The organism is Eubacterium sp. LMAG:50 (assembly GCF_008680265.1).
Lineage (GTDB): Bacteria > Bacillota > Clostridia > Lachnospirales > Lachnospiraceae > Eubacterium_U > Eubacterium_U album.
Genome location: NZ_NALP01000007.1, coordinates 691,545 through 715,649, shown reverse-complemented (window position 1 = coordinate 715,649; position 24,105 = coordinate 691,545). Strand labels below are relative to the sequence as shown.

General features: G+C 32.3%; 21 protein-coding genes. 7 read left to right on the top strand and 14 right to left on the bottom strand.

The genetic code is table 11. The features are described 5' to 3' along the window. Positions 1-195: 195 nt before the first annotated feature. Both CCC31_RS08475 and CCC31_RS08470 read right to left on the bottom strand, forming a co-directional pair. The gene (locus CCC31_RS08475) at positions 196-1,326 is read right to left on the bottom strand and encodes a glycosyl hydrolase family 18 protein (protein ID WP_147586615.1); all 1,131 of its coding nucleotides are present in this window, start codon (positions 1,324-1,326) and stop codon (positions 196-198) included. 364 nt (positions 1,327-1,690) lie between these two features. After that, entirely contained in the window at positions 1,691-3,718 is a 2,028-nt protein-coding gene (locus tag CCC31_RS08470; protein WP_117910287.1) for a sodium-translocating pyrophosphatase, read from the bottom strand. Between the two features lie 527 nt (positions 3,719-4,245). On the opposite strand from CCC31_RS08470, the gene CCC31_RS08465 reads away from it, so the two are divergent. Then, positions 4,246-4,695 (top strand): Lrp/AsnC family transcriptional regulator, encoded by a 450-nt coding sequence (locus CCC31_RS08465; protein WP_022088922.1) that lies wholly within the window; start codon positions 4,246-4,248, stop codon positions 4,693-4,695. A 222-nt stretch (positions 4,696-4,917) separates the two neighbouring features. Here CCC31_RS08465 and CCC31_RS08460 read toward each other — a convergent pair whose 3' ends face one another. Together CCC31_RS08460 and CCC31_RS08455 are read right to left on the bottom strand one after the other, a co-directional pair. Then, positions 4,918-6,204: a glycosyltransferase gene (locus CCC31_RS08460; protein ID WP_022088923.1), complete on the bottom strand. Its 1,287-nt coding sequence runs from the start codon at positions 6,202-6,204 to the stop codon at positions 4,918-4,920. 43 nt (positions 6,205-6,247) lie between these two features. Continuing rightward, positions 6,248-7,384 carry a hypothetical protein gene (locus CCC31_RS08455; protein ID WP_117910289.1) on the bottom strand — a complete coding sequence of 379 codons (1,137 nt, stop codon included), beginning with the start codon at positions 7,382-7,384 and terminating at the stop codon, positions 6,248-6,250. Between the two features lie 654 nt (positions 7,385-8,038). Here CCC31_RS08455 and CCC31_RS08450 point away from each other — a divergent pair. The 5 genes from CCC31_RS08450 (at position 8,039) to rfbC (ending at position 13,532) form a co-directional block, all read left to right on the top strand. Further along, positions 8,039-9,220, top strand: a complete 1,182-nt coding sequence (locus CCC31_RS08450) for a methyltransferase domain-containing protein (RefSeq protein WP_022088925.1) — start codon at positions 8,039-8,041, stop codon at positions 9,218-9,220. Between the two features lie 544 nt (positions 9,221-9,764). Next, positions 9,765-10,661 carry a glucose-1-phosphate thymidylyltransferase RfbA gene (gene rfbA / locus CCC31_RS08445; protein WP_118565716.1) on the top strand — a complete coding sequence of 299 codons (897 nt, stop codon included), beginning with the start codon at positions 9,765-9,767 and terminating at the stop codon, positions 10,659-10,661. A gap of 110 nt (positions 10,662-10,771) precedes the next feature. Then, a complete protein-coding gene (gene rfbB, locus CCC31_RS08440) occupies positions 10,772-11,791 on the top strand; it encodes a dTDP-glucose 4,6-dehydratase (RefSeq protein WP_022088927.1) in 1,020 nt (339 codons plus the stop codon). 199 nt (positions 11,792-11,990) lie between these two features. Then, on the top strand, positions 11,991-12,887 hold the full coding sequence (gene rfbD / locus CCC31_RS08435) for a dTDP-4-dehydrorhamnose reductase (protein ID WP_022088928.1): 897 nt from the start codon (positions 11,991-11,993) through the stop codon (positions 12,885-12,887). Between the two features lie 36 nt (positions 12,888-12,923). After that, positions 12,924-13,532, top strand: a complete 609-nt coding sequence (rfbC, locus tag CCC31_RS08430; RefSeq protein WP_022088929.1) for a dTDP-4-dehydrorhamnose 3,5-epimerase — start codon at positions 12,924-12,926, stop codon at positions 13,530-13,532. Positions 13,533-13,628: 96 nt separating this feature from the next. On the opposite strand, the gene CCC31_RS08425 is transcribed toward rfbC, so the two are convergent. The 6 genes from CCC31_RS08425 to CCC31_RS08400 all read right to left on the bottom strand — a co-directional run bounded on the left by CCC31_RS08425 (position 13,629) and on the right by CCC31_RS08400 (position 19,070). Next, entirely contained in the window at positions 13,629-14,147 is a 519-nt protein-coding gene (locus tag CCC31_RS08425) for a hypothetical protein (protein ID WP_022088930.1), read from the bottom strand. Positions 14,148-14,162: 15 nt separating this feature from the next. Further along, complete coding sequence (locus CCC31_RS08420) at positions 14,163-15,266, bottom strand: ATP-binding protein (RefSeq protein WP_118565719.1); 1,104 nt, start codon at positions 15,264-15,266, stop codon at positions 14,163-14,165. A gap of 290 nt (positions 15,267-15,556) precedes the next feature. Beyond that, positions 15,557-16,798, bottom strand: coding sequence for a nucleotidyltransferase family protein (locus tag CCC31_RS08415; RefSeq protein ID WP_290850873.1), 1,242 nt, complete (start codon positions 16,796-16,798; stop codon positions 15,557-15,559). 169 nt (positions 16,799-16,967) lie between these two features. Then, a complete protein-coding gene (locus CCC31_RS08410; RefSeq protein WP_290850871.1) occupies positions 16,968-17,657 on the bottom strand; it encodes a hypothetical protein in 690 nt (229 codons plus the stop codon). An 18-nt stretch (positions 17,658-17,675) separates the two neighbouring features. Continuing rightward, a complete protein-coding gene (locus CCC31_RS08405; RefSeq protein WP_290850869.1) occupies positions 17,676-17,900 on the bottom strand; it encodes a hypothetical protein in 225 nt (74 codons plus the stop codon). A gap of 207 nt (positions 17,901-18,107) precedes the next feature. Beyond that, on the bottom strand, positions 18,108-19,070 hold the full coding sequence (locus CCC31_RS08400; protein WP_290850867.1) for a hypothetical protein: 963 nt from the start codon (positions 19,068-19,070) through the stop codon (positions 18,108-18,110). A 419-nt stretch (positions 19,071-19,489) separates the two neighbouring features. Here CCC31_RS08400 and CCC31_RS12710 point away from each other — a divergent pair, with 419 nt between their 5' ends. After that, positions 19,490-19,789 carry an HNH endonuclease gene (locus CCC31_RS12710; RefSeq protein WP_363348103.1) on the top strand — a complete coding sequence of 100 codons (300 nt, stop codon included), beginning with the start codon at positions 19,490-19,492 and terminating at the stop codon, positions 19,787-19,789. A gap of 98 nt (positions 19,790-19,887) precedes the next feature. Here CCC31_RS12710 and CCC31_RS08395 read toward each other — a convergent pair whose 3' ends face one another. The 4 genes from CCC31_RS08395 to CCC31_RS08380 all read right to left on the bottom strand — a co-directional run bounded on the left by CCC31_RS08395 (position 19,888) and on the right by CCC31_RS08380 (position 24,100). Beyond that, positions 19,888-20,505, bottom strand: coding sequence for a VanZ family protein (locus CCC31_RS08395; protein ID WP_290850865.1), 618 nt, complete (start codon positions 20,503-20,505; stop codon positions 19,888-19,890). 61 nt (positions 20,506-20,566) lie between these two features. Then, the gene (locus tag CCC31_RS08390; RefSeq protein WP_290850863.1) at positions 20,567-21,568 is read right to left on the bottom strand and encodes an acyltransferase; all 1,002 of its coding nucleotides are present in this window, start codon (positions 21,566-21,568) and stop codon (positions 20,567-20,569) included. Next, a complete protein-coding gene (gene glf / locus CCC31_RS08385) occupies positions 21,556-22,689 on the bottom strand; it encodes a UDP-galactopyranose mutase (protein WP_290850861.1) in 1,134 nt (377 codons plus the stop codon). The genes CCC31_RS08390 and glf overlap by 13 nt, the downstream gene beginning before the upstream one ends. A 1-nt stretch (position 22,690) precedes the next feature. Then, positions 22,691-24,100, bottom strand: coding sequence for a polysaccharide biosynthesis C-terminal domain-containing protein (locus CCC31_RS08380; RefSeq protein WP_290850858.1), 1,410 nt, complete (start codon positions 24,098-24,100; stop codon positions 22,691-22,693). Positions 24,101-24,105 lie beyond the last annotated feature (5 nt).

Below are 24,105 nucleotides of genomic sequence, written 5' to 3'. Positions count from 1 at the left end.
TTATTAAGAATATAATAAATTTCACTAATAAAGAAGATTATACTACGTATTAATATCTGTAGCAAACAAAAAAGACTACTATTTTAGTTTTGAGCATTAACAAAAATAATAGCCTTCTTTTTACTTTATAAAATTGTAATAATATCCTTATTTCATCCGTAATTGCTTATCATCCTCATTTTATACTTACCACCCTTATTTTACCTCAAACTTACTTTCAACAAGCAGCCAGTTTGCCCTAAACAATCTCATTATCTGCCAATAAGCTGCCCCCCTAAGATTGTATTCATCAATTAAATTTAATTTTGCATTTATGCTCCTTACATCTTCAAACCATACCTCATGTATTTCATTTCCGATTGTGTAATTAAAAAATGGAGTTTGTGCCACATCATCATATTGTACTGTAGCGCCATTATTAATTGCTAGTTGAATTGCCTCAACATTTCCAATTGTCTTAGCTTTAGTCACACCTTTTTCATATGGCAAAGTCCAATCATAGCCGTAGTTTGGTATTCCCATATCGATTTTTGCCACAGGAATTTGTGAAAGTGCATATTCAATTACCTGTCTGACTTTATTAATAGGCGCCACCGCCATCGGTGAACTATAAGTATAACCCCATTCGTATGTCATCAAAAGGACTGAATTTGCGGCAGCACCAAGTCCACCATAATCTTTTCCTTCATATAGCAAACCTTTCTGGTCAGATGACGTCTTTGGTGCAAGTGCCACTGACACCCAAATTCCATACTCATTCATTCGTCTTGTACATTCTGCGACAAAACTTGTGAAGGCATCTCTGTCTTCTTTATAAATATATTCAAAATCTATATCAAGCCCTGCAAAGCCCTTTTCATTCATTAAATAAATCAAATTGCCTATCAGGTTTTCAATTGCCTGCTCATTATTAACTAGAGCTGTAATCAAATTATTGCTAAATACTCCATTTTCATCAAATGGAGTAAGCGTAAGTACAGGCTTGGTATCATTTTCATAGGCTTCATTTATCATCCACTGGTCATCTAAAGCCGGAGACACAACTTCCCCTTCCTTAGTAAATCCATACGAAAAAATATATAATCCTGACAAATACGGCAAAGTTACTCTCAACACATAATTACTTATAAAAGGATACGCATAACCATTTATTACTCTTCTTGTTCTATACTGATTTGGTCGAAATTCAACTAAAAGAGCCTGCCCAACTGCTAATTTATACGGATAAATAAGCTGATTTGCAAATATTATTTCTTCTACCGGTGTTCCAAATTTATTTGCAATGCTATCAACTGTATCCAGTGGTTCCACAACATATATCTGCATACGGTACCTCTTTCTAAATTCCACTTATACTAATTTATGTTGTTTAGTATATTTGTGCCACTTTCTATTAAAGCGCAGATGAAACATCGTAATATATAAAATATGTTTTAATGCCTGTGTCACTTTCTACAAGTTGCAAACTGCCATTTAATTTTCTATATATTAGGTATAAACTCTTAGGAGAAATGGATATTTTATTTTGTTTCACATGTCTAAGCCCTAAAAAACAGAGGATGCGAAGTTATAAACTCGCATCCTCTGTTTTTTCGTAATACTAAAGTTATAAGATTTGTTTTTCCATATAGGAAATAATGTATTGTTAAAACTAATAATAGTTTGTAACCATATTTTAATTTTATTGTCTTTAGAATAAGATTCCGCCGTACTGAGCTATTACTGCTGCAAATACAAGTGAAACAATTGTCATTAATTTGATTAAGATATTGATTGATGGTCCTGATGTATCCTTGAATGGATCACCTACTGTATCACCAACAACTGCTGCCTTATGAGCATCGCTTCCTTTTCCGCCTGCGAAACCACCTTCGATATACTTCTTAGCGTTATCCCAAGCACCACCTGCGTTTGCCATGAAGATAGCCATCATAACACCACTTACAAGTGCACCTGCAAGCATACCACCAAGAGCTTCTACACCGAGTACGAATCCGATTAATAATGGAGCAACTACTGCCATAACACCAGGAATAATCATTTCATGTAAAGCTGCCTGTGTTGAAATACCAACACATGTCTTGTAGTCAGGTTTTTCTGTTCCTTTAAGGATTCCCGGTTTTTCTTTGAACTGACGACGAACTTCTTCAATCATCTTGTTAGCTGCCTTACCGACTGAAGACATTGTTAAAGCAGAGAACATAAATGGAAGCATGCCACCGATGAATAAACCTGCAACTACAGGAGCATCAAGGATGTTGATTCCTTCTTTTGTAATGCCTGCTGTTTCAGCAAATGAAACAAATAATGATAATGCTGTAAGAGCTGCTGAACCGATGGCAAAACCTTTACCAATTGCTGCTGTTGTGTTACCAACTGCATCTAATTTATCTGTAATATCTCTAACACTTTCATCAAGTTCTGACATTTCTGCAATACCACCTGCATTATCAGCGATTGGGCCATAAGCATCAACTGCGATTGTCATACCTGTTGTTGAAAGCATACCAACTGCTGCAAGAGCGATACCATACATTCCAGCAAAATGGAAAGCAACTAAAATACCGATTGCAACGATGATGATAGGAATAAATGTTGATTTCATACCAACTGATAAACCGCTGATAATATTTGTTGCTGAACCTGTCTGAGAGCTTTCAGCGATTTCTTTAACACTCTTATATTTTTCTGAAGTATACATTTCTGTAACTTTACCAATAATAGTACCAACGATAAGACCTGAAATAATTGCGATAAATGCATCGAATCCACCGAAAAATACTTTGCTTAAAATTGCTGATGCAATAATAACTAAAACTGTAGCTGTATATTCACCTGCATTTAAAGCCTTCTGAGGATCAGAACCTTCTTTACCTCTAACAAAGAAAGTTGCGATTACAGAAGCAAGAATACCGATTGCTGCAATAACAAGTGGGAAAAGAGCTGTCATAAATGATGTAGCATCTCCCAATGTTGTAACAATACCTAATGTAACTGCTGAAACTAAAGCACCAACATAACTTTCAAATAAGTCAGCACCCATACCTGCAACGTCACCTACATTGTCACCTACGTTATCAGCGATAACGGCCGGGTTTCTTGGATCATCTTCAGGAATACCTGCTTCAACTTTACCAACAAGGTCAGCACCAACGTCTGCTGCCTTTGTATAGATACCACCACCAACTCTTGCAAAAAGAGCGATTGAAGAAGCACCTAAACTAAATCCTGTAAGAATACTAACTGAATCTGAAGTAATTCCTGTTGTAGCATTAAGTACGATGAAAATAACGCTAAGACCTACAATACCAAGACCTACAACACAAAGACCCATAACTGCACCACCTGAGAACGCAATTGAAAGAGCCTTATTCATACCACTTTCCTTAGCTGCATTTGCAGTTCTAACATTTGCCTTAGTAGCAACTGTCATTCCAAAATAACCTGCTAAAGTTGAGAAAGCTGCTCCAACTAAGAAACAAACGGCTGTAAGCCAGCTAACTCCAAAACCAATAACTATAAAAAGCACTGCCGCAAAAATAACTAAAACCTTATATTCTGAATATAAAAATGCTTTAGCACCTTCTGCAATGGCGTCTGAAATTTCTACCATTCTTTCATTTCCAGGTTTAGCTTTTCCAATAACTACTGCTTTGTATGTTGCAAAAATTAAAGCAATAATACCTGCTATTGGAGCTAAATAAACCAAATTCTCCATTTCCAATTTCCTCCTGTTTTCAAATTTTTCTTTTAATAATTTTGAGGCTAATAAAGTTCATTGTTTCCAACATTTAACAAAATTAACTATATCGCATTTTTACTTGTTTTATTAAACTTATATGCATTTTTTATTTAAGAAAATAAACTTTATTTCAAATCCCCATTAATATTTCAATAGATTATCATTTTATTTCAAACTTATCAAGTATTTTGTTAATTTTTTCACAATAAATTTTTCACTAATAAAAGTGCAAAAGTTTTTTTGAACCTTTTCTTTCTTAATTAAATATGTTTTATTTCCATCATAAATTTTTACTTAAAAAAGTTTTTCAATTTGTTTTATTTTAAGTTATTTTTTATTAGATCTTTTTTTATGAACTTTTTCTTCCTTTTTTCTTTATTTAGTAAATTTTCCTTTGTAATTTTTATAAAGTGTGTGTTATAATATCTGTGTTAAAATAAAGTTTAAACTTAACTTTATTAATAACAGACTGAAAAATAATACGAAATTAAAGGAGAACTACTATGAGACATGAACTTGATCACATTGATGAACAAATCATCCGACTACTTCACGAAAATGCCCGTACCCCCCTTAAGGCAATAGCCAGTCAGGTGTTTCTTTCATCCCCCGCAGTCTCTGCAAGAATTGAACGTCTTGAGAAAGCCGGAATTATAACAGGCTACAATGCAATAATCAATCCTGCTGAATTAGGATATCATATTAAGGCATTTATTAATTTGGAAGTAAAACCGGGACAGAAGAAAGACTTCTACCCATACATAAAGAGCTGTGATAACGTTATTGAATGTAATTGCGTAACAGGAGAATACGCAATGCTTATTGAAGTAATGTTTAAAAGCACTGAAGAACTTGACCATTTTATCGGCGAACTTCAGAAGTTTGGAAGCACAAAGACTCAGATTGTTTTTTCAACATCTGTACCTCACAGAGGAATTCCTCTTTCAGACTAATTTTTAATACTAATCGCTATAGAATGATAATATAAAAGCTTAGATGCTTTAGATTTTTTAATAGTAATATGAGATTTAGTTATTATGAATCTCCAAAAAATACGGCTGAATTTTATTTTGAAATTCAGCCGTATTTTTTAATTACATTTCAGAAATCCTGCTTTAGTCTCGAATTACAGAGATCCTATTCTAATCACACATTTCAGAAATCCCACTTTAGTCTCATAGTTCATAAATTTTATTTATCTTCTTTAGATTATCAATAATATCATATCCATTTCTTAAAATTATATTGCAATTATGCTCTGATAGATGCCTACGGCTTTCTATCTGATTATTTGTGCTTATAATTCTTTTATCTTCATTAAATATAAAATTCATAATCTCACACGCCCATGCACGTACCGGTTTTTTTAATGATAAAAATTGCACTGTATCCGTAACATTAATCTTTTCGCTTAAAACATCTGATGCAAATATTTTAACGCCACTTGCCTGTGCCGCCAAAAGTGCTGTTGTCAATGCTGTCTTTTTCCATGGAGCCAGAATAATATCTGATGCCGATAAAGCTTTATCAAGGTTTTCCATAGATCCAAGAAAATACAACCTTTCTTCAAATCCATATCTCGAAGCATACTTTTTAAAGAATTTGATTTCATTTATTTCCTTCTTATTATCTTCATTACCTATAAATAAAAGACATGCATTTTTAACTTCTCTTAATTCACGAAATATTTCTATAGAAAATTCCTGATTAAATTGGTCACTTATATTTCCAATATGCAAAAAAACAATCTGGTTGTCATCTATTCCAAGAGAACTTCTAAACTCTTTTGCAGTATCTAAATTAAACTCATATTCAATTACATCAACTGCCTTATTCACAGAAACAATTTCCTCTTTATTTTCATTCGGCACCATTATGCCTTCATTACCTTCATCGATTTCATTTGTCACTGCTGCATTTGTGTTAACATGGTCTACTCCGGATATTTCCCGATTAACACTTTTACTTCCATTATTATCCAAATTAATTTCATTCGTATCAGCATTCTTTTTACCGGATGCAGCTGTATTATCCGATTGATTGTTATTTCCTGTTGTGACTATGTGTGTGATTTCATCATTTTTATTATTTTTTCTATTATGAGCGACGTCATTTTCACTACAGTTAATAATCCTTACCGGTATTTCATTTTCTTTTGCCACAGCTAAAGCGACCATTCCATTTTTCAAAAAAGAATGTACAACATCGTATTTATTTCTTTTCTGGATGAATTCTGCAAATTTAGTTTTAAATTTTCTATCGGAAGTACTCGCACATAAACAAAATACATTGCATCCTTCATTGCTAAACTGCTTCTCCATACTTCCTAATTGATTTGCTGCAACTAATATATCAAAATGGAATTTATTCCTATCCATATTTTTGACATAACTTAATACAGTGGAATTTAGGGCACAAAATTCCATCCTATCTAATAATAGTAAAATATTCTTATCTCCCATTATTTTCTCCTTTTCATAATTTGTAATTAATTTTTCAACCCAATTAGTCTAATCTACTATTTAAATAAGAAACAATTGCTATCCAATCTAAATATTTGTATGCATAAATGCTAAACTTTTCTGCCGCATTTGTACTATAAGAACTGATTATGCCAATCAAATAACATAAATACACAAAATCAGTATCTTTATCTATGTACTGTGACAATAATTTTTTATATTTGTCATACACGGCAATCGTCTTGTCGCCATCATTCTGCAAACCGTATAAAGACATTTTGGTTAAATAATGAAATGCATCTACGTATTCAGGCATCTCATAATGCGCATACTCAAAGTCATACATGCACACTTCTTTTTTGCTATTATAATAAATGTTCCAAGGCGAAAAATCACCGTGACTAACCGCATAATAATCCTCTGTTTCTTTAAGCTGGTTTTCTATAATTCTAATTGAATGCTGTAATATCATTCCCTCATTTTTCGGGAACTTTGTCTTTATTTCGGATTTTAATTTCTGAATTAATCTATATAAATCTGTCTCCTCATATTTACATAATATCTTTGTTTTGTCCATAATGTCTTTAAGACACTTCATATGCCTATCATCAAATTCAAGTTTAACTTTTTCTGAAAGTTTCTTCTCGCTTTTTTGTGCAAAAATATGCAAATCCCCAATAATAGACGCATCTATTATTTCAGGAATGTTTGCAACTTCTTTTTCATGCAAAAAGTCAATCATATCTATCTCGTGCTTCATCACATTAATAACTTCAGAAGAATTAGAAATTCTCAAATAGCACAATATCTTCTCATTCGTAAAAATCTGTAGCGTAACTTTTTGGTTTAATTCAGACGAAATATCTCCCATATAAGCTGCAACATAATAATTTTCCGTTCCAACTAATCCGTCTATATATTCTTTTAACTGTGGCTGTAACAATAAGTTAACTGTCTCAACTCCCATTTTGCGAAGCGCAAATCCAACATCCTTTACCGTTAAAATTAAATCTCTTCTTTTCTGATCCTTCTTAGAATAAGGCTGACACATTTCAATCGCCAATTTCAATTTATCTGCCGGAAGAATCCATGTATTTTCGTTCTGATTAAAAACGAGGTACCTTCCACCTCCATCATCAGATGCAAATATACAATTTAATAATTGTTTATACCCGAACATCTCTACATCCCTCTTTTCAACAAATTTTCCGTAATTTTTCCCTGCATAATTGCCGTATTTGTTATTTTCATACTATCAGTCATAAATTTGTTACTTTATGCCATACTGCAAATCATAAAATTATTTTATTTGCCTTTCCTATAAATTTATATTTTAGTTTTTCATTTTGTTCTTAAATTCAAATTTAATATTACTTTAGTTTTCTTTTTAATCCTTTTTATTTTTTTAATCCGTTTCTAAATTTTTTCTATAATTTTATCTCATTTTGTAATCTGACCTAAATAATTCATTTGGTCGTTTTTATAATTTTATCCTTTCCTTAAATTTTATTTTTCCTATCTGTACTCTCAATACAGACTTAGAAAATTAACACGTTAAATAATACTTTAATTATACTATTTTAAAGGTATTATATCAAATATTAATAAGCACAATTTTTACGTTGCACCATTGTACAATATGGCCTTTTTTACTAATTAAATTTTGATGTGAATTTTGCTTTATAATGCTATGCAATATGTCGTTATACCAATTATATTTTGATGTGGATTTTGTTTTGTACTGCTGTGTAATATGGCGTTTTTTTACTAATTGTGTTACGATTACACAAGATTAAATTTTTGATAACACATATGGTAACGAGAGGATTTTGTTATGCAGAAAGATGATTTATATTCATCAGGGGAATTTGCCAAAATGGCACATGTTTCCGTGAGAACAATACGTTATTACGATAAACAGAATATTTTAAAACCAACTTATATAACTGATTACGGAGCAAGATTTTATTCTCATGAGGATTTGGTTAGATTACAGCAAATCCTTTTGCTCAAATACCTTGGTTTTTCTTTGGATGACATTAGAGAAATCACAATCGACGACAGTAATTCGCAAATGCTTCTCAATTCATTGAATATGCAGCTTAAACTTGTTCAGGATAGAATTGAGCAAATGCAAATGGTTGAAAAGGCGATTAAAGACACAACAGCCGCCTTAACAAAGGAACATCATGTTGACTGGAGCCAGATGTTAGAGCTTATTCATTTGACAAATGCAGAAAATTCCATAAAAACACAGTATCAGAATGCTTCTAATATTTCTGCCAGAATTAATTTGCATAATCTATACTCTCATAATGAGCAGCATTGGTTTAACTGGCTTTATGACAATTACGATATTCAACCGGGCATAAAGGTTTTGGAAATTGGTTGCGGAAGCGGAGCCCTTTGGACCCAAAACATGGACAAAGTGCCTGCTGACATTAACATTTATCTTTCTGATATTTCTCAGGGAATGATTCGTGATACCAGACGTGCCATCGGACTTGCTGACACACGATTTTCTTTTGGAACATTTGACTGCGAAAATATTCCATATAAAGATGAAGAATTTGACCTTGTAATTGCTAATCATGTGCTTTTCTACTGTGAAAATATTGATACTGCTCTCTCTGAAGTCAACAGAGTTCTAAAGAAAGGCGGTCGTTTCATATGTAGCACTTACGGAAATAAGCATATGTGTGAGATTGACAAACTTGTCAAATCTTTTGACAACCGTATAAATTTGTCATCAAATAAACTTTATGAAAAATTTGGTCTTGATAATGGTGAAGATTTTCTTAAACTTCATTTTAACTCTATTCAAATGAAGCCTTATGAAGATTACCTTGAGGTTGACCAGGCTGAGCCATTGATGGAATATATTTTGTCCTGTCACGGAAACCAGAATGAATATATTCTCAGCAAATATCAGGAATTCAAAGATTTTGTCGAGCAGAGAACAAAAACACCTTTCCATATCACTAAAGAAGCCGGAATATTTGTTTGCGTGAAATAAATGATGGCATTTAGCAAAAACAAAAATAAGTTAGGGTACAACTCTGTACCCTAAAGTTAACTTAAGGTTTTACAAGGGTACAACTTTGTACCCCTAAGCATAAAATTTCTTTTCCTTAATTATGAAATCTGATATAAGACTCAATAAAATGTAAAAGATAACTGTTACTTATGGTATAAGTGAACAATCTTAGCAAATAATAGCTTCAAGAATCTAAAATATCGCACCATATGTATCAAATTTGCATAAAATAGTGCAATTAAATATGAATTTTTTATTAAATTTCAAAAAAATTGAAAAAAATACTTGAAGGTGACGTTACGTCACCTTTTATTATATACTTAACATTTGAGTCAGACAGTTTTATTGCTTTCAAAGTAGAATGTTTTATGATATTTAAAATCGTGCGAACTAATATTGTTGAATTGATAAATTTTATCAACTAATATTGTTGCAAAAATCGTGCAACCGGATATTGCTACGATAATTTTATCATCATCAAATTCTACTTAAGCAAAATTTGATTAAACAAAGGAGATATACTATGAAAGGTATTATTTTAGCAGGTGGTTCAGGCACACGTCTTTACCCTCTCACAATGGTAACTTCTAAACAGTTACTTCCTATTTATGACAAACCTATGATTTATTATCCAATGTCAGTTTTAATGAATGCAGGCATTCGTGATATTTTAATCATTTCTACACCACAGGATACTCCTCGTTTCCAGGAATTACTTGGCGACGGACATCAGTTTGGTGTTAACCTTTCTTATAAGGTTCAGCCTAGCCCGGACGGACTTGCTCAGGCATTTGTAATCGGTGAAGAATTTATTGGTGATGATTGTGTTGCCATGGTTCTTGGTGATAACATTTTTGCAGGTCACGGACTTAAGAAGCGTTTAAAAGCTGCTGTTGAAAATGCAGAAAGTGGAAAAGGTGCAACAGTATTTGGTTACTATGTTGACGATCCTGAAAGATTTGGTATCGTAGAATTTGACAAAGAAGGTAAGGCTATTTCTATAGAAGAAAAGCCTGCACAGCCAAAGAGTAACTACTGCGTTACAGGTCTTTATTTCTATGATAATAAGGTTGTTGAATATGCTAAAAACCTTAAGCCAAGTGCTAGAGGTGAATTAGAAATCACTGATTTGAACAGAATCTACTTAGAAAACAACGAATTAAATGTTGAACTTTTAGGACAAGGATTCACTTGGTTAGATACAGGAACACATGAAAGTCTTGTTGAAGCAACTAACTTTGTTAAGACTGTTGAAACACATCAGCATAGAAAAATTGCATGTCTTGAAGAAATCGCTTACCTTAACGGATGGATTTCAAGAGAAGACGTTCTTAAAGTTTATGAAATATTAAAGAAAAATCAGTATGGCCAGTATTTAAAAGATGTACTTGATGAAAAATACATGGACGTACTTCACTAATTAAAACTTTGTTTTCTTTGAAAACTTAGTTTGATAAACAGGGTATTTCCCTAAGCAATAACATTCATGTTATTAGAAAAAGAAAATTTACACAATTAAGGAGAATTATTATGAACATTATCGTAACCGGCGGTGCCGGATTTATCGGAAGTAACTTTGTATTCCATATGTTAAACACATATCCGGACTACCGTATTATTTGTCTTGACTGCCTCACATACGCAGGAAATCTTTCAACACTTGCTCCAGTTATGGACAATCCAAATTTCCGTTTTGTAAAAGAAGACATCACAGATAGAGAAGCTGTATATAAATTATTTGAAGAAGAACATCCGGACATCGTTGTTAACTTTGCTGCAGAAAGCCATGTTGACCGTTCAATCGAAAACCCTGAAGTATTCTTAAACACAAATATTTTAGGAACTGCAGTTCTTATGGATGCTTGTAGAAAATACGGCATCAAGCGTTATCATCAGGTATCAACTGATGAAGTTTATGGTGATTTACCACTTGACAGACCTGACTTATTCTTCACTGAAGAAACACCAATTCACACAAGTAGCCCATACAGTTCATCAAAAGCTGCTGCTGACTTATTAGTATTAGCATATCACAGAACATATGGACTTCCTGTAACAATCAGCAGATGTTCAAATAACTACGGACCATATCATTTCCCAGAGAAATTGATTCCACTTATGATTGCTAATGCATTAAATGACAAACCACTTCCAGTATATGGCAAGGGCGAAAACGTTCGTGACTGGTTATATGTAGAAGATCACTGCCGTGCAATCGACTTAATTATCCACAAAGGTAGAGTTGGTGAAGTTTACAATGTTGGTGGTCACAATGAAATGACAAACATCGATATCGTTAAGATTATTTGTAAAGAATTAGGCAAACCAGAAAGCCTTATCACATATGTAGCTGATAGAAAGGGACACGATATGCGTTACGCTATCGACCCAACAAAGATTCACAACGAACTTGGATGGTTACCTGAAACAAAATTTGCTGATGGTATCAAGAAGACAATTCAGTGGTATCTTGACAACAAAGAATGGTGGGAAACTATCATTTCCGGAGAATATCAGAATTATTATGAAAAAATGTATGGCAACAGATAATATGTCTGCCTAAATGAAAATCCTGTTTTCTTCCCTGGAAACAGGATTTTTCATAATTCAATGGTATACACTAAAATATATGTAATTTTAAAATCACAAGATGCCCGGGGCAAAAGGTCTTTTACCCACTTATAAGCAAGCTTATGTGGTCTTAAACCTTTTACCACTGGCATTGTTACAATATCAAAAAGGAGTAAATATGAAAGTTCTCGTAACAGGAGTTAAAGGTCAATTAGGATTTGACGTAGTAAATGAATTAAAAGAGAAAAATATTGAAGCAGTTGGTGTTGATATCGAAGAAATGGATATCACAGACAAGGCTTCTGTAGACAAAGTCATCAAAGAAGTTAATCCTGACGCAGTAATTCACTGTGCTGCATGGACAGCCGTTGACGCTGCTGAAGATGAAGATAAGCAGGAAAAAGTTAAACTTGTAAACGTAAACGGAACACAGAATATCGCTGATGTTTGTAAGGAACTTGATATAAAAATGATGTACATTTCAACTGATTATGTGTTTAACGGAGAAGGAACAGAACCTTGGCAGCCTGATTGCAAAGACTATGCACCTCAAAACGTTTACGGTCAGACAAAACTCGATGGCGAATTAGCTGTCGCAAATACATTAGACAAATATTTTATCGTAAGAATCGCATGGGTATTTGGTAAAAACGGAAATAACTTTATCAAGACAATGCTTAAAGTTGGCAAGAATCATGACCAGTTAAAGGTTGTTTCAGACCAGATAGGAACTCCAACTTACACATTTGACCTTGCTAAATTATTAGTATCTATGATTGTTACTGACAAATATGGATACTATCATGCAACAAACGAAGGTGGCTACATCAGTTGGTGGGATTTCACAAAAGAAATCTTCAAACAGGCTACTGAAATGGGTTATGACAGATACAGTGAAAAAAACATTACTGTTACACCTGTCACAACTGCTGAATACGGCGTTTCAAAAGCAAAACGTCCATTTAACAGCCGTCTCGACAAGAGCAAATTAGTTGAAAATGGATTCACTCCACTTCCAACATGGCAGGATGCTGTTAGAAGATATTTAAAAGAACTTGATATTGAAAGTTTGTAAAAATCAAAATATTTTATAAATAAGGAGTAAACAAAAATGGGACAGATTAAAGTTGAAAAAAATGCAGGTGGAATCAAAGGATTATGCGTTATCGAACCAACAGTACACGGTGATGCAAGAGGCTATTTTATGGAAACATACAACCAGAAAGATATGCAGGAAGCAGGACTTGACATGGTATTTGTACAGGATAATCAGTCAAGCTCTACTAAGGGTGTTCTCCGTGGTCTTCATTTCCAGAAAGAATTTCCACAGGGCAAATTAGTTAGAGTTGTAAAGGGTAGCGTATTTGATGTAGCTGTTGACTTAAGAAGCGATTCAGAAACATACGGTAAATGGTTTGGTGTTGAACTTACTGAGGAAAACAAGAAACAGTTCTACATTCCAGAAGGATTTGCTCATGGTTTCTTAGTACTTTCAGACCTTGCTGAATTCTGCTACAAATGTACAGACTTCTATCATCCTGGTGATGAAGGTGGACTTGCTTGGAATGATCCTGAAATTGGAATCAAATGGCCACAGCTTGTTGGCGAATATAAAGGAACTGCAAGCGGCGAAGGCTATAAGTTAGAAGACGGAACAGCACTCAACCTTAGCGATAAAGATCAGTTATGGGTAGGCTTAAAGGATACATTTAAGTTTTAATTAGATATGCACTCTTCAAGGTGTATGATTAAAGCAGGGCTGGCACTTGTGCCAGCCCTGCTTTGGTTTTTTAATTATTATTAATCCATTAAATTCTTATTTTTTTACCTTCTTTATTTTACTTGAGTCATTTCCATATTTTTCATATGAGTTTTTAGGTAATTTATTCCAAAATTTTAATATGTTAAATCCACATACTTGCAATCTTTTCCCCAAATTTGTGCAACTAATTAATTCTCTTTTGTATTCTTTTAAACTATTACTTTTTGTAATTTCTATAACATTTTTTACATTGCATGCACCAACAAGCTCATCCTCTAAATTGTTAACCTGTGGTATGCAAATAACATCTTTAATTGCACTCTGTTTTTTTAAGAACTTAACATTGTAATCTAAAATATCTATATTCGTTTCAACATCTGTATCATATACTAGTACTACGGTAGTTCCACTTTTTAAAGGTCTTATTCTTGCAATAGAAAATTTGTTTTGTATTACATTAAATTTTTCCACTTTTCCACTTTCAATACAACCTATCTCCTGTTTCAACGCATTTACTATTTTTTTATCATCTTCACCCTCTACATAATATTGGTATATTCCATTTTTTCTCATCCCGCACCACCCTAACTATAAATCAGCAATTTCATATATTCTATTTAATTCCGGAGCAGTACAAAACAAATCATTTTCAACAGCATTTTTCAGCGAATCTGTATTCCTTTTTAAATACTTAGACGCACTAATACATTTTATTGTTGTTTCATCATCTGACATATCCTTTTTCAAAAATGAATAGGCATGTTTTGGTAACTGCATATCTAAAATATCAGAATTGTGGGTTGTGAAAAACAACTGTTTTCTTCCTTTAAGCTTATCTATTATAATCGATAAACATGCCTTCTCAATGTCACTATTAACAAATGAAAATAACTCATCACAATAATATAAATCATGCATATTACATATAAGTGATGTTATTATATAAGATATTTCAAGTCCAGCTTTAGTCCCACTTGACATTACATTACTATTTTCAATTCTTCCATCTTTGATTATTACAGAACAATTCTCCCAAATAATTGCATATGTGTTTTCAACTTCATTTACCTTTACTACTTCTTTTACTGATGGATCTAACGTTTTTAATATTTGTTCTAAAATAAATATATATTTATCATTTTCTTCAATAGTTTTATATTTTTTTTCCTCTATTACATCTATTGGATACGAAAAACTCCAACCATTTGTATTTATCTTATCATATGTTGTACAACTACAATTTTTCTCATTAAGTTTATTTGCGCACATTTCATAATTATCTTTAATTAAAATAGGAGTATAATATATTTTAATGTCCACTTCATCCTCACTATAATCATCTTTTTCTTTTGGCAATACCTTCATTTCAAATCTATAAAGAATATTGGTATCTGTAACAAAATCAATTGAAATTTTTGCTTCTTTTTTTTCATCAGAAATTCTATCTGTAAATCTTCTAAATCCACCATCATTTAAATAATTTGTAAACAACATAAGCAATCGTCCTAATGATGTTTTCCCAGTGGCATTTCCACCCATAATTATATTTACTTTCTTATATCTAAAATTAGGTCTTTCCTCTAAAAATTCCTCTTCTATTGTTGAATCTACTATTTTCTTTGGATAAGACATATTCATATGAAAATTTTTAAAAGCATAAAAATTATCAACTTTAATATCCATAATAATCATAGCTCGTTCTCCTTTGTTTATTTGTTCGTGTTTTATGAAGTAATACTCTTCCATTTATTATACCTCTTTTTGTTTTATTTTCAAGCATGTATAATTTTATACTTTGTGTACTAAAAAACAAATAAGTTTTAGATGTATATTTTAAATGTTTTTATATTAATCCATATATAACGTCGAACTTTGACAAACCAACACTCAATTGAATTTATAGTATACTTTTTAGTCTTCTAATAAATGACATCATTTTACTAAGATAATTTGCAGTAACTTAATATTCTTCCTTACCTCAACTACTTCTTAAAAACTTCCCGAAGCTCACCCGCGACTTTTTTTCTTCGTGTAAATGGCATTTTGCCGATTCTATAAATGTACAAGAATGGGATTGCCCATTTATGCTTGTAAAAAAATGGGAAAAATTCCTCGATTGTATCCATTGAAGGGAAAAGTCTGCGGAATATGTATTTTGCTTTATCGGATGCTTTCTTCTTCTCACCCTTAGTATACCCCATCTTGTGGGCCACACTATTTTCCAAATTTCCGTATGTTCCGGCGTCAAGAATATATGACAACATATCATGTTCTTTATCATCAAATGAATTCCACCACTTTCTGTCTTCCAAATTTTCATCAAACATTTTAAAGGCAATACTTCTAAATGTCTGCTCGAAATCGTAAGCATCAAGTTTCTTCAACTGCTCTTCAATGTAGTCAAAATCCAACTTTTCCTGCAAATTACTAACATACAAATATACGTCCAAAACAGTTCTCAAACCCATCCCACTATTAAGAAAATGCTTATATGTATGCACTATAAAATAAACATAAAAATCATTATCAGAAAAATAAAACTGATTTGAAGTATTATTACTCTCATTATTAGCAGCTGTTTCTCTGTTTTCATTAGTATCTTTTATTAAGATTGACTTAACATCTTTATAATATTCATACCACTTAGGTCTTTCCTTTGAGCTTACCAACTGTCTGTGCATTTCAAAATTATAAGCAGGTGGTTTCAAATACTCATCATCATATCCTTTATTATAATCATCAGATTTATATCCTCTTGCAGTCATAAACTCATAAACTTCTTTAGAATATTTATTGTCAAATAAAATATCATTATCAGCCATTTCCCTAAGTTCCGGAGCCGGATAATATTTTCTTATAACCATTCCTTTAAGAAGCATGTACCAAATATTATTTTTCTCGAAAAAATCCTGAATTGCTTCACGCTCTACATCCATAAGCACACTTTTGTAAATAAGCTGATTTTTCTCCTTTAACCAACGTTTCCAAATATCACTATCAGATTCAAATCCCAACTTTTCCATTGCCTGTGCCATAATTGAAACAAGATTATGTTTCTTTGCAATATAATAAATTCTTCCTATATATATTTTCTGAGAATTTTCTTCATTTGCCACATCTATAATATTTTCATTAAAAAAATCTTTGTCAATTATCTTATTGTTAACAAAATCTCCAAGGATTTTTATCACCATATAATAAGTTTTCAAATTTATATTTGCCATCACAATTTATCTCTTTCAATTTTTTATTTTAATACAATTATAAAATATTTCTTAAATTATATTTTATTATACTATGCCAAGCAAAATTTTCAGCCATGTAATTGCATCCACACTCTAATACTTTGTTTCTGTAATTTCTTAATATAAATGGCTTTTAGATGCTCCTAAATTATTCTATCTTACTTAATTTTCTAAATACCTCATCCACATCACATTCCGATGGATTATCACCTATTGCATCACATATTTTCCGAACAAATGAAATGTCTTCTCCCATAAACTCTGCAATCTGTTCCGCTGTTATTCCTGCTGACAAATTTCTGCATATCAGCGAAACTTTTGTCTTCATTTTTCCATCTTTCACGCCCTCTTCATAATAATCCTCTTTCAGATGATTCATGGTTCTGGCCTCGTCATATTCCATTCTAAGCATGTCTGCCACCTCCGACTTATGCTCCAGCAGAAAATCCTTTAAAACATCATGTAAAAGGCAATACTCTATCGCTTCCTCTATCGCCATATCCAAATCGCATCCCTTCTGCCGGAATTCTCTTATCTTTGCTACCATTGTAGCATATTCCTGCAGAATTTTGCACTTGTTCATCAAATCTTTATTGTGGCCGTCGTTTATATTGTAAACCGTTGCAGTCCACTCATACTCACCTTCACTACACGGCATTATAAATGAATCCGAAAGTCGTAATATTTCCTTCTCTGCCCGACTTTCTATCCCGTTATAAAATACAACATACTGCGGCGTTGGTAGTCTAATCATCTTTCTGCGATATACATCTAAATCCTGCTCATAAATAAGCTTGTTATAAAGCTCCGCCGTATACCTGAATCCTCTCAGCGGCATGTTGTAGCTCCACGTGCTTTAATGTTCATAAACCGCAATCCTGTTATCAATTATGCACGACACATCATTCTTCATCTTCATGTAAAACACGTCATCTAACGTATTGATTTCCAAATCATCAGGATTTGTGTAATTAGTGTCATTCAGCGCATTAAATAATTCTAACAAATTTTCCTTATACTTTTCGTATCCAAATATCATTCGAAATACTCTGTCCTTGTATTTCATGTTAGCTCCTGCCATAAAACCTCCCTGAGTAAATGCCTTAGTTAAAGTCATATAATGTATGTAAAACGTTTTATGGGATTATTATAGCAGATAAGCATCCACATTGCAATTAATACAATATATGATGTTATACTTGTAGTTTATCTTAACAGTTACCAAATTTAAAGGCACCATCTTTTTGATGATGCCTTTATAACCATTACTCTCAATAAAAATTTTATATTATTCCATAAGTTTTCTAACTACCTCATCCACATCACATTCCGATGGATTGTCACCTATTGCATCACATACTTTCCGAACAAATGAAATGTCTTCTCCCATAAACTCTGCAATCTGTTCCGCTGTTATTCCTGCTGACAAATTTCTGCATATCAGTGATACCTTTGTCTTCATTTCTCCAATAACTTTTCCTCGCTTTTCTCCAATAATTTCACCCTCTTCCCTTCCGATTTCCTGGCCTTTTTCAAGGTATGATTCCAATGTTTTTGCTTCATCGTATTCCATTCTAAGCATGTCCGTCACCTCCGACTTATGCTCCAGCAGAAATTCCTTCAAAACTTCATGCGTAAGGCAGTACTCTATTGCCTCTTCTATGGATAAATCCAAATCAAGTCCCTTCTGCTGAAATTCTCTTATCTTTGCTACCATTGTAGCATATTCCTGCAGAATTTTGCACTTGTTCATTAACTCTTTATTGTGTCCGTCATTTATGTTGTAAATCGTTGCAGTCCACTCATATTCACCTTTCCTGCTCGGTACAATAAATGCATCCGACAGCCTTAGTACTTCCTTGTCCGGGCGCTTCTGCTTCCCATTGTAAAATACGACGTATTGTGGCGTTGGCAGCTTTATAACCTTTGGACTATATAAATTCCATTTTCTTTCATTTATAAGCTTGTTATAAAGCTCCGCCGTATACCTGAATCCTCTCAGCGGCATGTTATAGCTCCACGTGCTTTGATGTTCGTAAACCGCAATTCTGTTATCAATGATGCACGACACATCATTCTTCATCTTCATGTAAAACACGTCATCTAACGTATTGATTTCCAAATCATCAGGATTTGTGTAATTAGTGTCATTCAGTGCATTAAATAATTCCAGCAAATTTTCCTTATACTTTTCGTATCCAAATATCATTCGAAATACTCTGTCCTTGTATTTCATGTTAGCTCCTGCCATAAAGCCTCCCTGAGTAAACGCCTTAGCTAAAGTCATATAATGTATGTAAAACGTTTTATGGGGTTATTATAGCAGATAAATATCCACATTGCAATTAATACATTATGTGATGTTTTTTCTCATGCCTTTATTTTTCTCTACTTAATTCTATACACTATATATATTTACTTTCTTTTGTTGTCAAATATCGTTTTTCCTCATTATCCTACGCTTCTATTTTTCCACACTCAACAACCAAATCATTTTAACAGCGCACCAAATATTTATAAGCATATAAAAGAACACCAAAGGAAAATCCCCAAAGAGGCTATTGGACAAATGAAAGAGGTCTTTCCACCTTCATTCCTTTACCAACACAAACAGAAATTATAGCATTATTAAATCACTTCAATCTAGAAGGTATTAAATACAATGACGGTATGCCTGATTTTGGTCCATGTAGTATCGCTACTGTACAACTAGAAGATATGTCAATAATTCGATACATAAATTTTTCCAAATGCGATAAGCTATGTGCAGATCACTTTAACTCAATTAACTATTTAAATTGTTCTTCATGGACAAAAGCCTCTGTAAAACAATATAGAAAATCTCATTCATTAAGCTGGCATGAAGGGAATGATAGAATAACCTGCGATTTAGTTCCTTCTAAAATCAATTTATTCTTTTTACATCTAGGTGGTATAGCTGAATGTAAGCGTGCAAATACTCATACATAAATGTTTTATATTAAAAATGTTTAAACTAAAAAACCCGATTGGCATAACTCCCACCAAGGAAATCATCACCAATCGGGCTATATAACAGGAACACCTAACTATTCGTTCCCATGTCTAACCTTATAAATTATGTAATACGCAAATCCACCAATAGTTCCACCTAAAGTATTGTAAACCAAATCCGATATCTGGAAAGTTCCAAGATGAAACAGCAGCTGCGAAAATTCAATGGCAAATGAAAAAATACCAACTGTCTTTATTGCCACCCACAGGGTCTTTTTAAGTCCCGGCTTGTCCCCAAGAAGTTCTTTTCTAAATACCCATAAAAGCAGAACTGCAAATGGGATAAATAATATGAGGTTTTCGATTGCCTCTGTAGTTAAATTACCATCGGCGTCATATAAACCCCAGCCACCCATAACGTCGCTTAATGGGTCGAACCAAATATCTCTATTCAAAATCGTTCTAAACAGAATCATTGTAGAATAAAACACCAAAAGGAAAGCCCTTCTAAATGTAGAGCTTTCCTTAAAATTCTTAAACCATGTTCCAAAAATATTTTTAATCAGGCTTCTCTTCTTCCAGCCGTGTTCCTTTGCATAAAGAAAAACAAACATGGAAACAAAAGCCATTAGCACTGCCGCACCAAAAGGTTGATAAAGTGCTGTTAGCACATTTTTTATAATATTTGTAATAATTTCTATTATTCTATTCATAATATTCTTACCATTTATAAGTAATCCTTAATTACCATACCCCTTCCTAATGCTTAAGTTTTTATTCCATTATCATATATCTTAAGTATTTAATTTTCTTTATACATAACGTAACTATAATTGATATTATAATTGTCAAAACTGTAATAAAGCACTTATCGCCAATAGATATTATCTCACTAATACTAATACGATATATTTTATTAATTACTCTTAGAACAAATGGATGTAAAATCCATATTCCAGTACTGCAAGATATAATATTATAAAACCTACTGTAAAGCTTTAATGTTCTTTTTGTTACCAATAGAAAAATAGCTATCGTTCCATAAATAACTGGAAGTGAACAATACATTGACGATGCCCACTGGACACATAATGCTTTTGATACTACCAATGAAAGTATTAACGAAAATATAAACACTGTAATAAGTACCCCTCCTCTTTGATTCATGCTCTTTGTGATTTTTGTGTTATGTATCTTCCTTAACCATACTCCAATAAAAAAGTAACCTCCATTAGTTATTATTCTAAAGCATGGAAATATTACATCTCTAATTTCCACTCCATAAATAATTCTTACAACTAAATTTATGGCAAACGCAATTGTCAATATAATACTCATATATAAAATAAACAACTTTGAAGAACAAACATTATTTATATTAAAGTTGCAACATTTTCTAATTGTTGCTACTAAATAATAAATAACACATAATCCCAATAAAAACCATAAATGAAATAACAATCCCTTACCACTAATTATTCCAATCGTTAAATCTATAAATGCTATTTTATGTTCCAATATTGAAATTATTATGCCTAAACTTAGCACCCACACTCCTACAAATTTAATGTATTTCCATGCTTTTCTATTTGCATACTTAAAATCAATCTCTCTGTCCGCCAAAAGCCATCCATTGACAAGCAAAAACAAAGGTATTCCATATTCCCCTGTCAAATATAATGCCTGTTGGATTCCATCCCCTGGCTCTATTCCATGCAAAAATACTATAAAAATACATGCAAAAAATTTTACAGCATCAATCTCTAAATATTGCATCCCAATTCCCTCTCACACATATCCAAAGCTGCATCAATAACTCCATCCATATCATAATACTTATATTCACCTAATCTTCCACCGAAAATTACTTTTTTTTCTAATTTAGCTTTTTCTCTATACTTATTATATAAAGCACTATTATTTTCATCATTAACTGGATAATATGGTTCATCACCAGGTTTCCATTCACTACTATATTCACGACTTATTATTGTCTTAGGCAAATCATTTCCATTCTCATCCTTGCCAAATTCAAACCATTTATGTTCTATAATACGTGTCCAAGGTGTTTCCTTATCCGTATAGTTAACTGCTGCATTCCCCTGAAAATTTGGAATATCCAATAATTCATTTTCAAAACGTACCGATCTATATTCTAAACATCCAAGTTCATATTCAAAATAAGCATCTACTGGTCCTGTATATATAACCTTATCTGCCATTTCATTAAATTTTTTCTTATTCTCCAAATAGTCCGTATTTAATTCAACCTCTACATCCCCTAATATATTTTCAATTAGCTTAGTATATCCACCTACTGGGATTCCCTGATACAGTGCATTGAAATAATTATTATCAAATGTATACCTAACTGGTAATCTTTTAATTATAAATTTAGGAAGTTCTCTACACTCTCTGCCCCACTGTTTCTCTGTGTATCCTTTTATTAATTTTTCATATATATCGCGTCCAACCAAAGATATTGCCTGTTCTTCCAAATTTTGTGGTTCACCTATAACTTCTTTTCGCTGACTAGCAATTTTGTTTTTTGCTTCTTCTGGTGTTATAACTCCCCACATTTTATTAAAAGTATACATATTAAATGGTAATGAATACAGCTCCCCCTTATAATTTGCAACTGGACTATTTGTAAATCTATTAAATTCCGCAAACTTTGTTATATATCTCCACACTCTTTTATTGTTTGTATGAAATATATGTGCACCATACTTGTGAACAATGATTCCTTCCACTTTTTCTGTATAAACATTTCCACCTACATTAGCACGCTTCTCAATAATTTTTACTTTCTTTCCTCTTTTTCTAGCCTCATGTGCAAATATAGCTCCATAAAGTCCTGAACCTACTATTATGTAATCATATTTCTTCTTTTCCATATTAATTTTCTCCTAATATTTTCTTTTTAATTATTCTAATCATATTTTCTAAAATTTCTTTGTTAATAGCTACCGATATAATAATAGCAATCATCAACATTAAAATAGTTTCATACAAGTTTATAAAACATATTATAACCGTGAATGCAATGTTGACTAACATTATAATACAAAATGTTTTCCATTTTATACTAATGTTAAAATATTTTTTTGTGTCTTTTATTCTAATAATCCACACTATTATATTTCCACAAACAGTTGATATACAAGCCGCCCAAATTCCAATAAACGGAATCAATATTAAATTTATCAAAAAGTTTACAATTGCACCAACTATGGTTGTTTTCATTGCATTTTTTGTATCTTTTGCGCTAATATATCCTGTTCCATAAAAACTTGAAAATGATGAAAATATCGCCCCTAAATATAAGATGCCTACATACTTGTACGAACTTAAATAACTTTCATCCATAAATAAAACTATAACAACTTTAGATAACGGAATTAATATTGCCACAATGCAACATGCAACTTTCATATAACTATTAAACACTTTCGTATAATATGTATCCCTTGTATCACTATCATACTCTAAAACTGCTTGCTCCTGCCATGCTTGATAAAATAATGTATGCAAAATAGTTACTATTGAAGGGAACTTATTTGCTAAAGAGTAAATTCCCGTCACTGCAGCTCCTGACATTGCTGTAAGCATCAGTCTGTCAGAAGTATTCATTACCCACCAGCTAATATTATTAGGAACCAGCATAATTGAATATGCTAACATAGATAATGCTAATTTTTTATTAAATCGAATTTCTTTTATATCTATACAATCCCTTAGCATTAATACAAGATATATTGTATCAACCAGGTATGCTATAGCCATAGACCATAGCATACCTTTAACTCCCATACGAAACATCACTACTAATATTACATTTAGTGATAACATAATTAACGTATATATAATTCCTGAAACAGCAAATACTTTATTCTTTTTTTCACCCCTAGCCATAAATTGAAAACTGTTTTGAAAAGCAGAAAAAGTCAATAACAAAATGAATAATTCCTTATATTTCCATTTAATTAAAGTACAAACACTCCATACTACTATATCTGCAATAAATATAAAAACAGTCAATAAAGTTAAACCTGTTCCAACTATATCGCCATGTTTATCTTCTGATTTTAATAACCATCTAAGCAGCCCCTCATGTATTGCCAGTACACACATAGGTGCTAATAAGTTTAACACAGATATGATTGTGTCATACGTTCCAAACTCTGCCGTTGTTAAATAAAATGTATATAGCGGTACTATAAGAAAAGTTAATACTTTAGAGCCAAAACTACTTATTGTATAAATTATAGTATTTTTTACTAATTTTAATTCTCGACTTTCACCCATTGCTA

What these genes read in the sequence shown, in the direction of transcription:
- CCC31_RS08475 (WP_147586615.1), bottom strand. Translation starts at nt 1,326, where the DNA reads ATGCAGATATATGTTGTGGAACCACTGGATACAGTTGATAGCATTGCA.
- CCC31_RS08470 (WP_117910287.1), bottom strand. Translation starts at nt 3,718, where the DNA reads ATGGAGAATTTGGTTTATTTAGCTCCAATAGCAGGTATTATTGCTTTA.
- CCC31_RS08465 (WP_022088922.1), top strand. Translation starts at nt 4,246, where the DNA reads ATGAGACATGAACTTGATCACATTGATGAACAAATCATCCGACTACTT.
- CCC31_RS08460 (WP_022088923.1), bottom strand. Translation starts at nt 6,204, where the DNA reads ATGGGAGATAAGAATATTTTACTATTATTAGATAGGATGGAATTTTGT.
- CCC31_RS08455 (WP_117910289.1), bottom strand. Translation starts at nt 7,384, where the DNA reads ATGTTCGGGTATAAACAATTATTAAATTGTATATTTGCATCTGATGAT.
- CCC31_RS08450 (WP_022088925.1), top strand. Translation starts at nt 8,039, where the DNA reads ATGCAGAAAGATGATTTATATTCATCAGGGGAATTTGCCAAAATGGCA.
- rfbA (WP_118565716.1), top strand. Translation starts at nt 9,765, where the DNA reads ATGAAAGGTATTATTTTAGCAGGTGGTTCAGGCACACGTCTTTACCCT.
- rfbB (WP_022088927.1), top strand. Translation starts at nt 10,772, where the DNA reads ATGAACATTATCGTAACCGGCGGTGCCGGATTTATCGGAAGTAACTTT.
- rfbD (WP_022088928.1), top strand. Translation starts at nt 11,991, where the DNA reads ATGAAAGTTCTCGTAACAGGAGTTAAAGGTCAATTAGGATTTGACGTA.
- rfbC (WP_022088929.1), top strand. Translation starts at nt 12,924, where the DNA reads ATGGGACAGATTAAAGTTGAAAAAAATGCAGGTGGAATCAAAGGATTA.
- CCC31_RS08425 (WP_022088930.1), bottom strand. Translation starts at nt 14,147, where the DNA reads ATGAGAAAAAATGGAATATACCAATATTATGTAGAGGGTGAAGATGAT.
- CCC31_RS08420 (WP_118565719.1), bottom strand. Translation starts at nt 15,266, where the DNA reads ATGATTATTATGGATATTAAAGTTGATAATTTTTATGCTTTTAAAAAT.
- CCC31_RS08415 (WP_290850873.1), bottom strand. Translation starts at nt 16,798, where the DNA reads ATGGCAAATATAAATTTGAAAACTTATTATATGGTGATAAAAATCCTT.
- CCC31_RS08410 (WP_290850871.1), bottom strand. Translation starts at nt 17,657, where the DNA reads ATGCCGCTGAGAGGATTCAGGTATACGGCGGAGCTTTATAACAAGCTT.
- CCC31_RS08405 (WP_290850869.1), bottom strand. Translation starts at nt 17,900, where the DNA reads ATGGCAGGAGCTAACATGAAATACAAGGACAGAGTATTTCGAATGATA.
- CCC31_RS08400 (WP_290850867.1), bottom strand. Translation starts at nt 19,070, where the DNA reads ATGGCAGGAGCTAACATGAAATACAAGGACAGAGTATTTCGAATGATA.
- CCC31_RS12710 (WP_363348103.1), top strand. Translation starts at nt 19,490, where the DNA reads ATGCCTGATTTTGGTCCATGTAGTATCGCTACTGTACAACTAGAAGAT.
- CCC31_RS08395 (WP_290850865.1), bottom strand. Translation starts at nt 20,505, where the DNA reads ATGAATAGAATAATAGAAATTATTACAAATATTATAAAAAATGTGCTA.
- CCC31_RS08390 (WP_290850863.1), bottom strand. Translation starts at nt 21,568, where the DNA reads ATGCAATATTTAGAGATTGATGCTGTAAAATTTTTTGCATGTATTTTT.
- glf (WP_290850861.1), bottom strand. Translation starts at nt 22,689, where the DNA reads ATGGAAAAGAAGAAATATGATTACATAATAGTAGGTTCAGGACTTTAT.
- CCC31_RS08380 (WP_290850858.1), bottom strand. Translation starts at nt 24,100, where the DNA reads ATGGGTGAAAGTCGAGAATTAAAATTAGTAAAAAATACTATAATTTAT.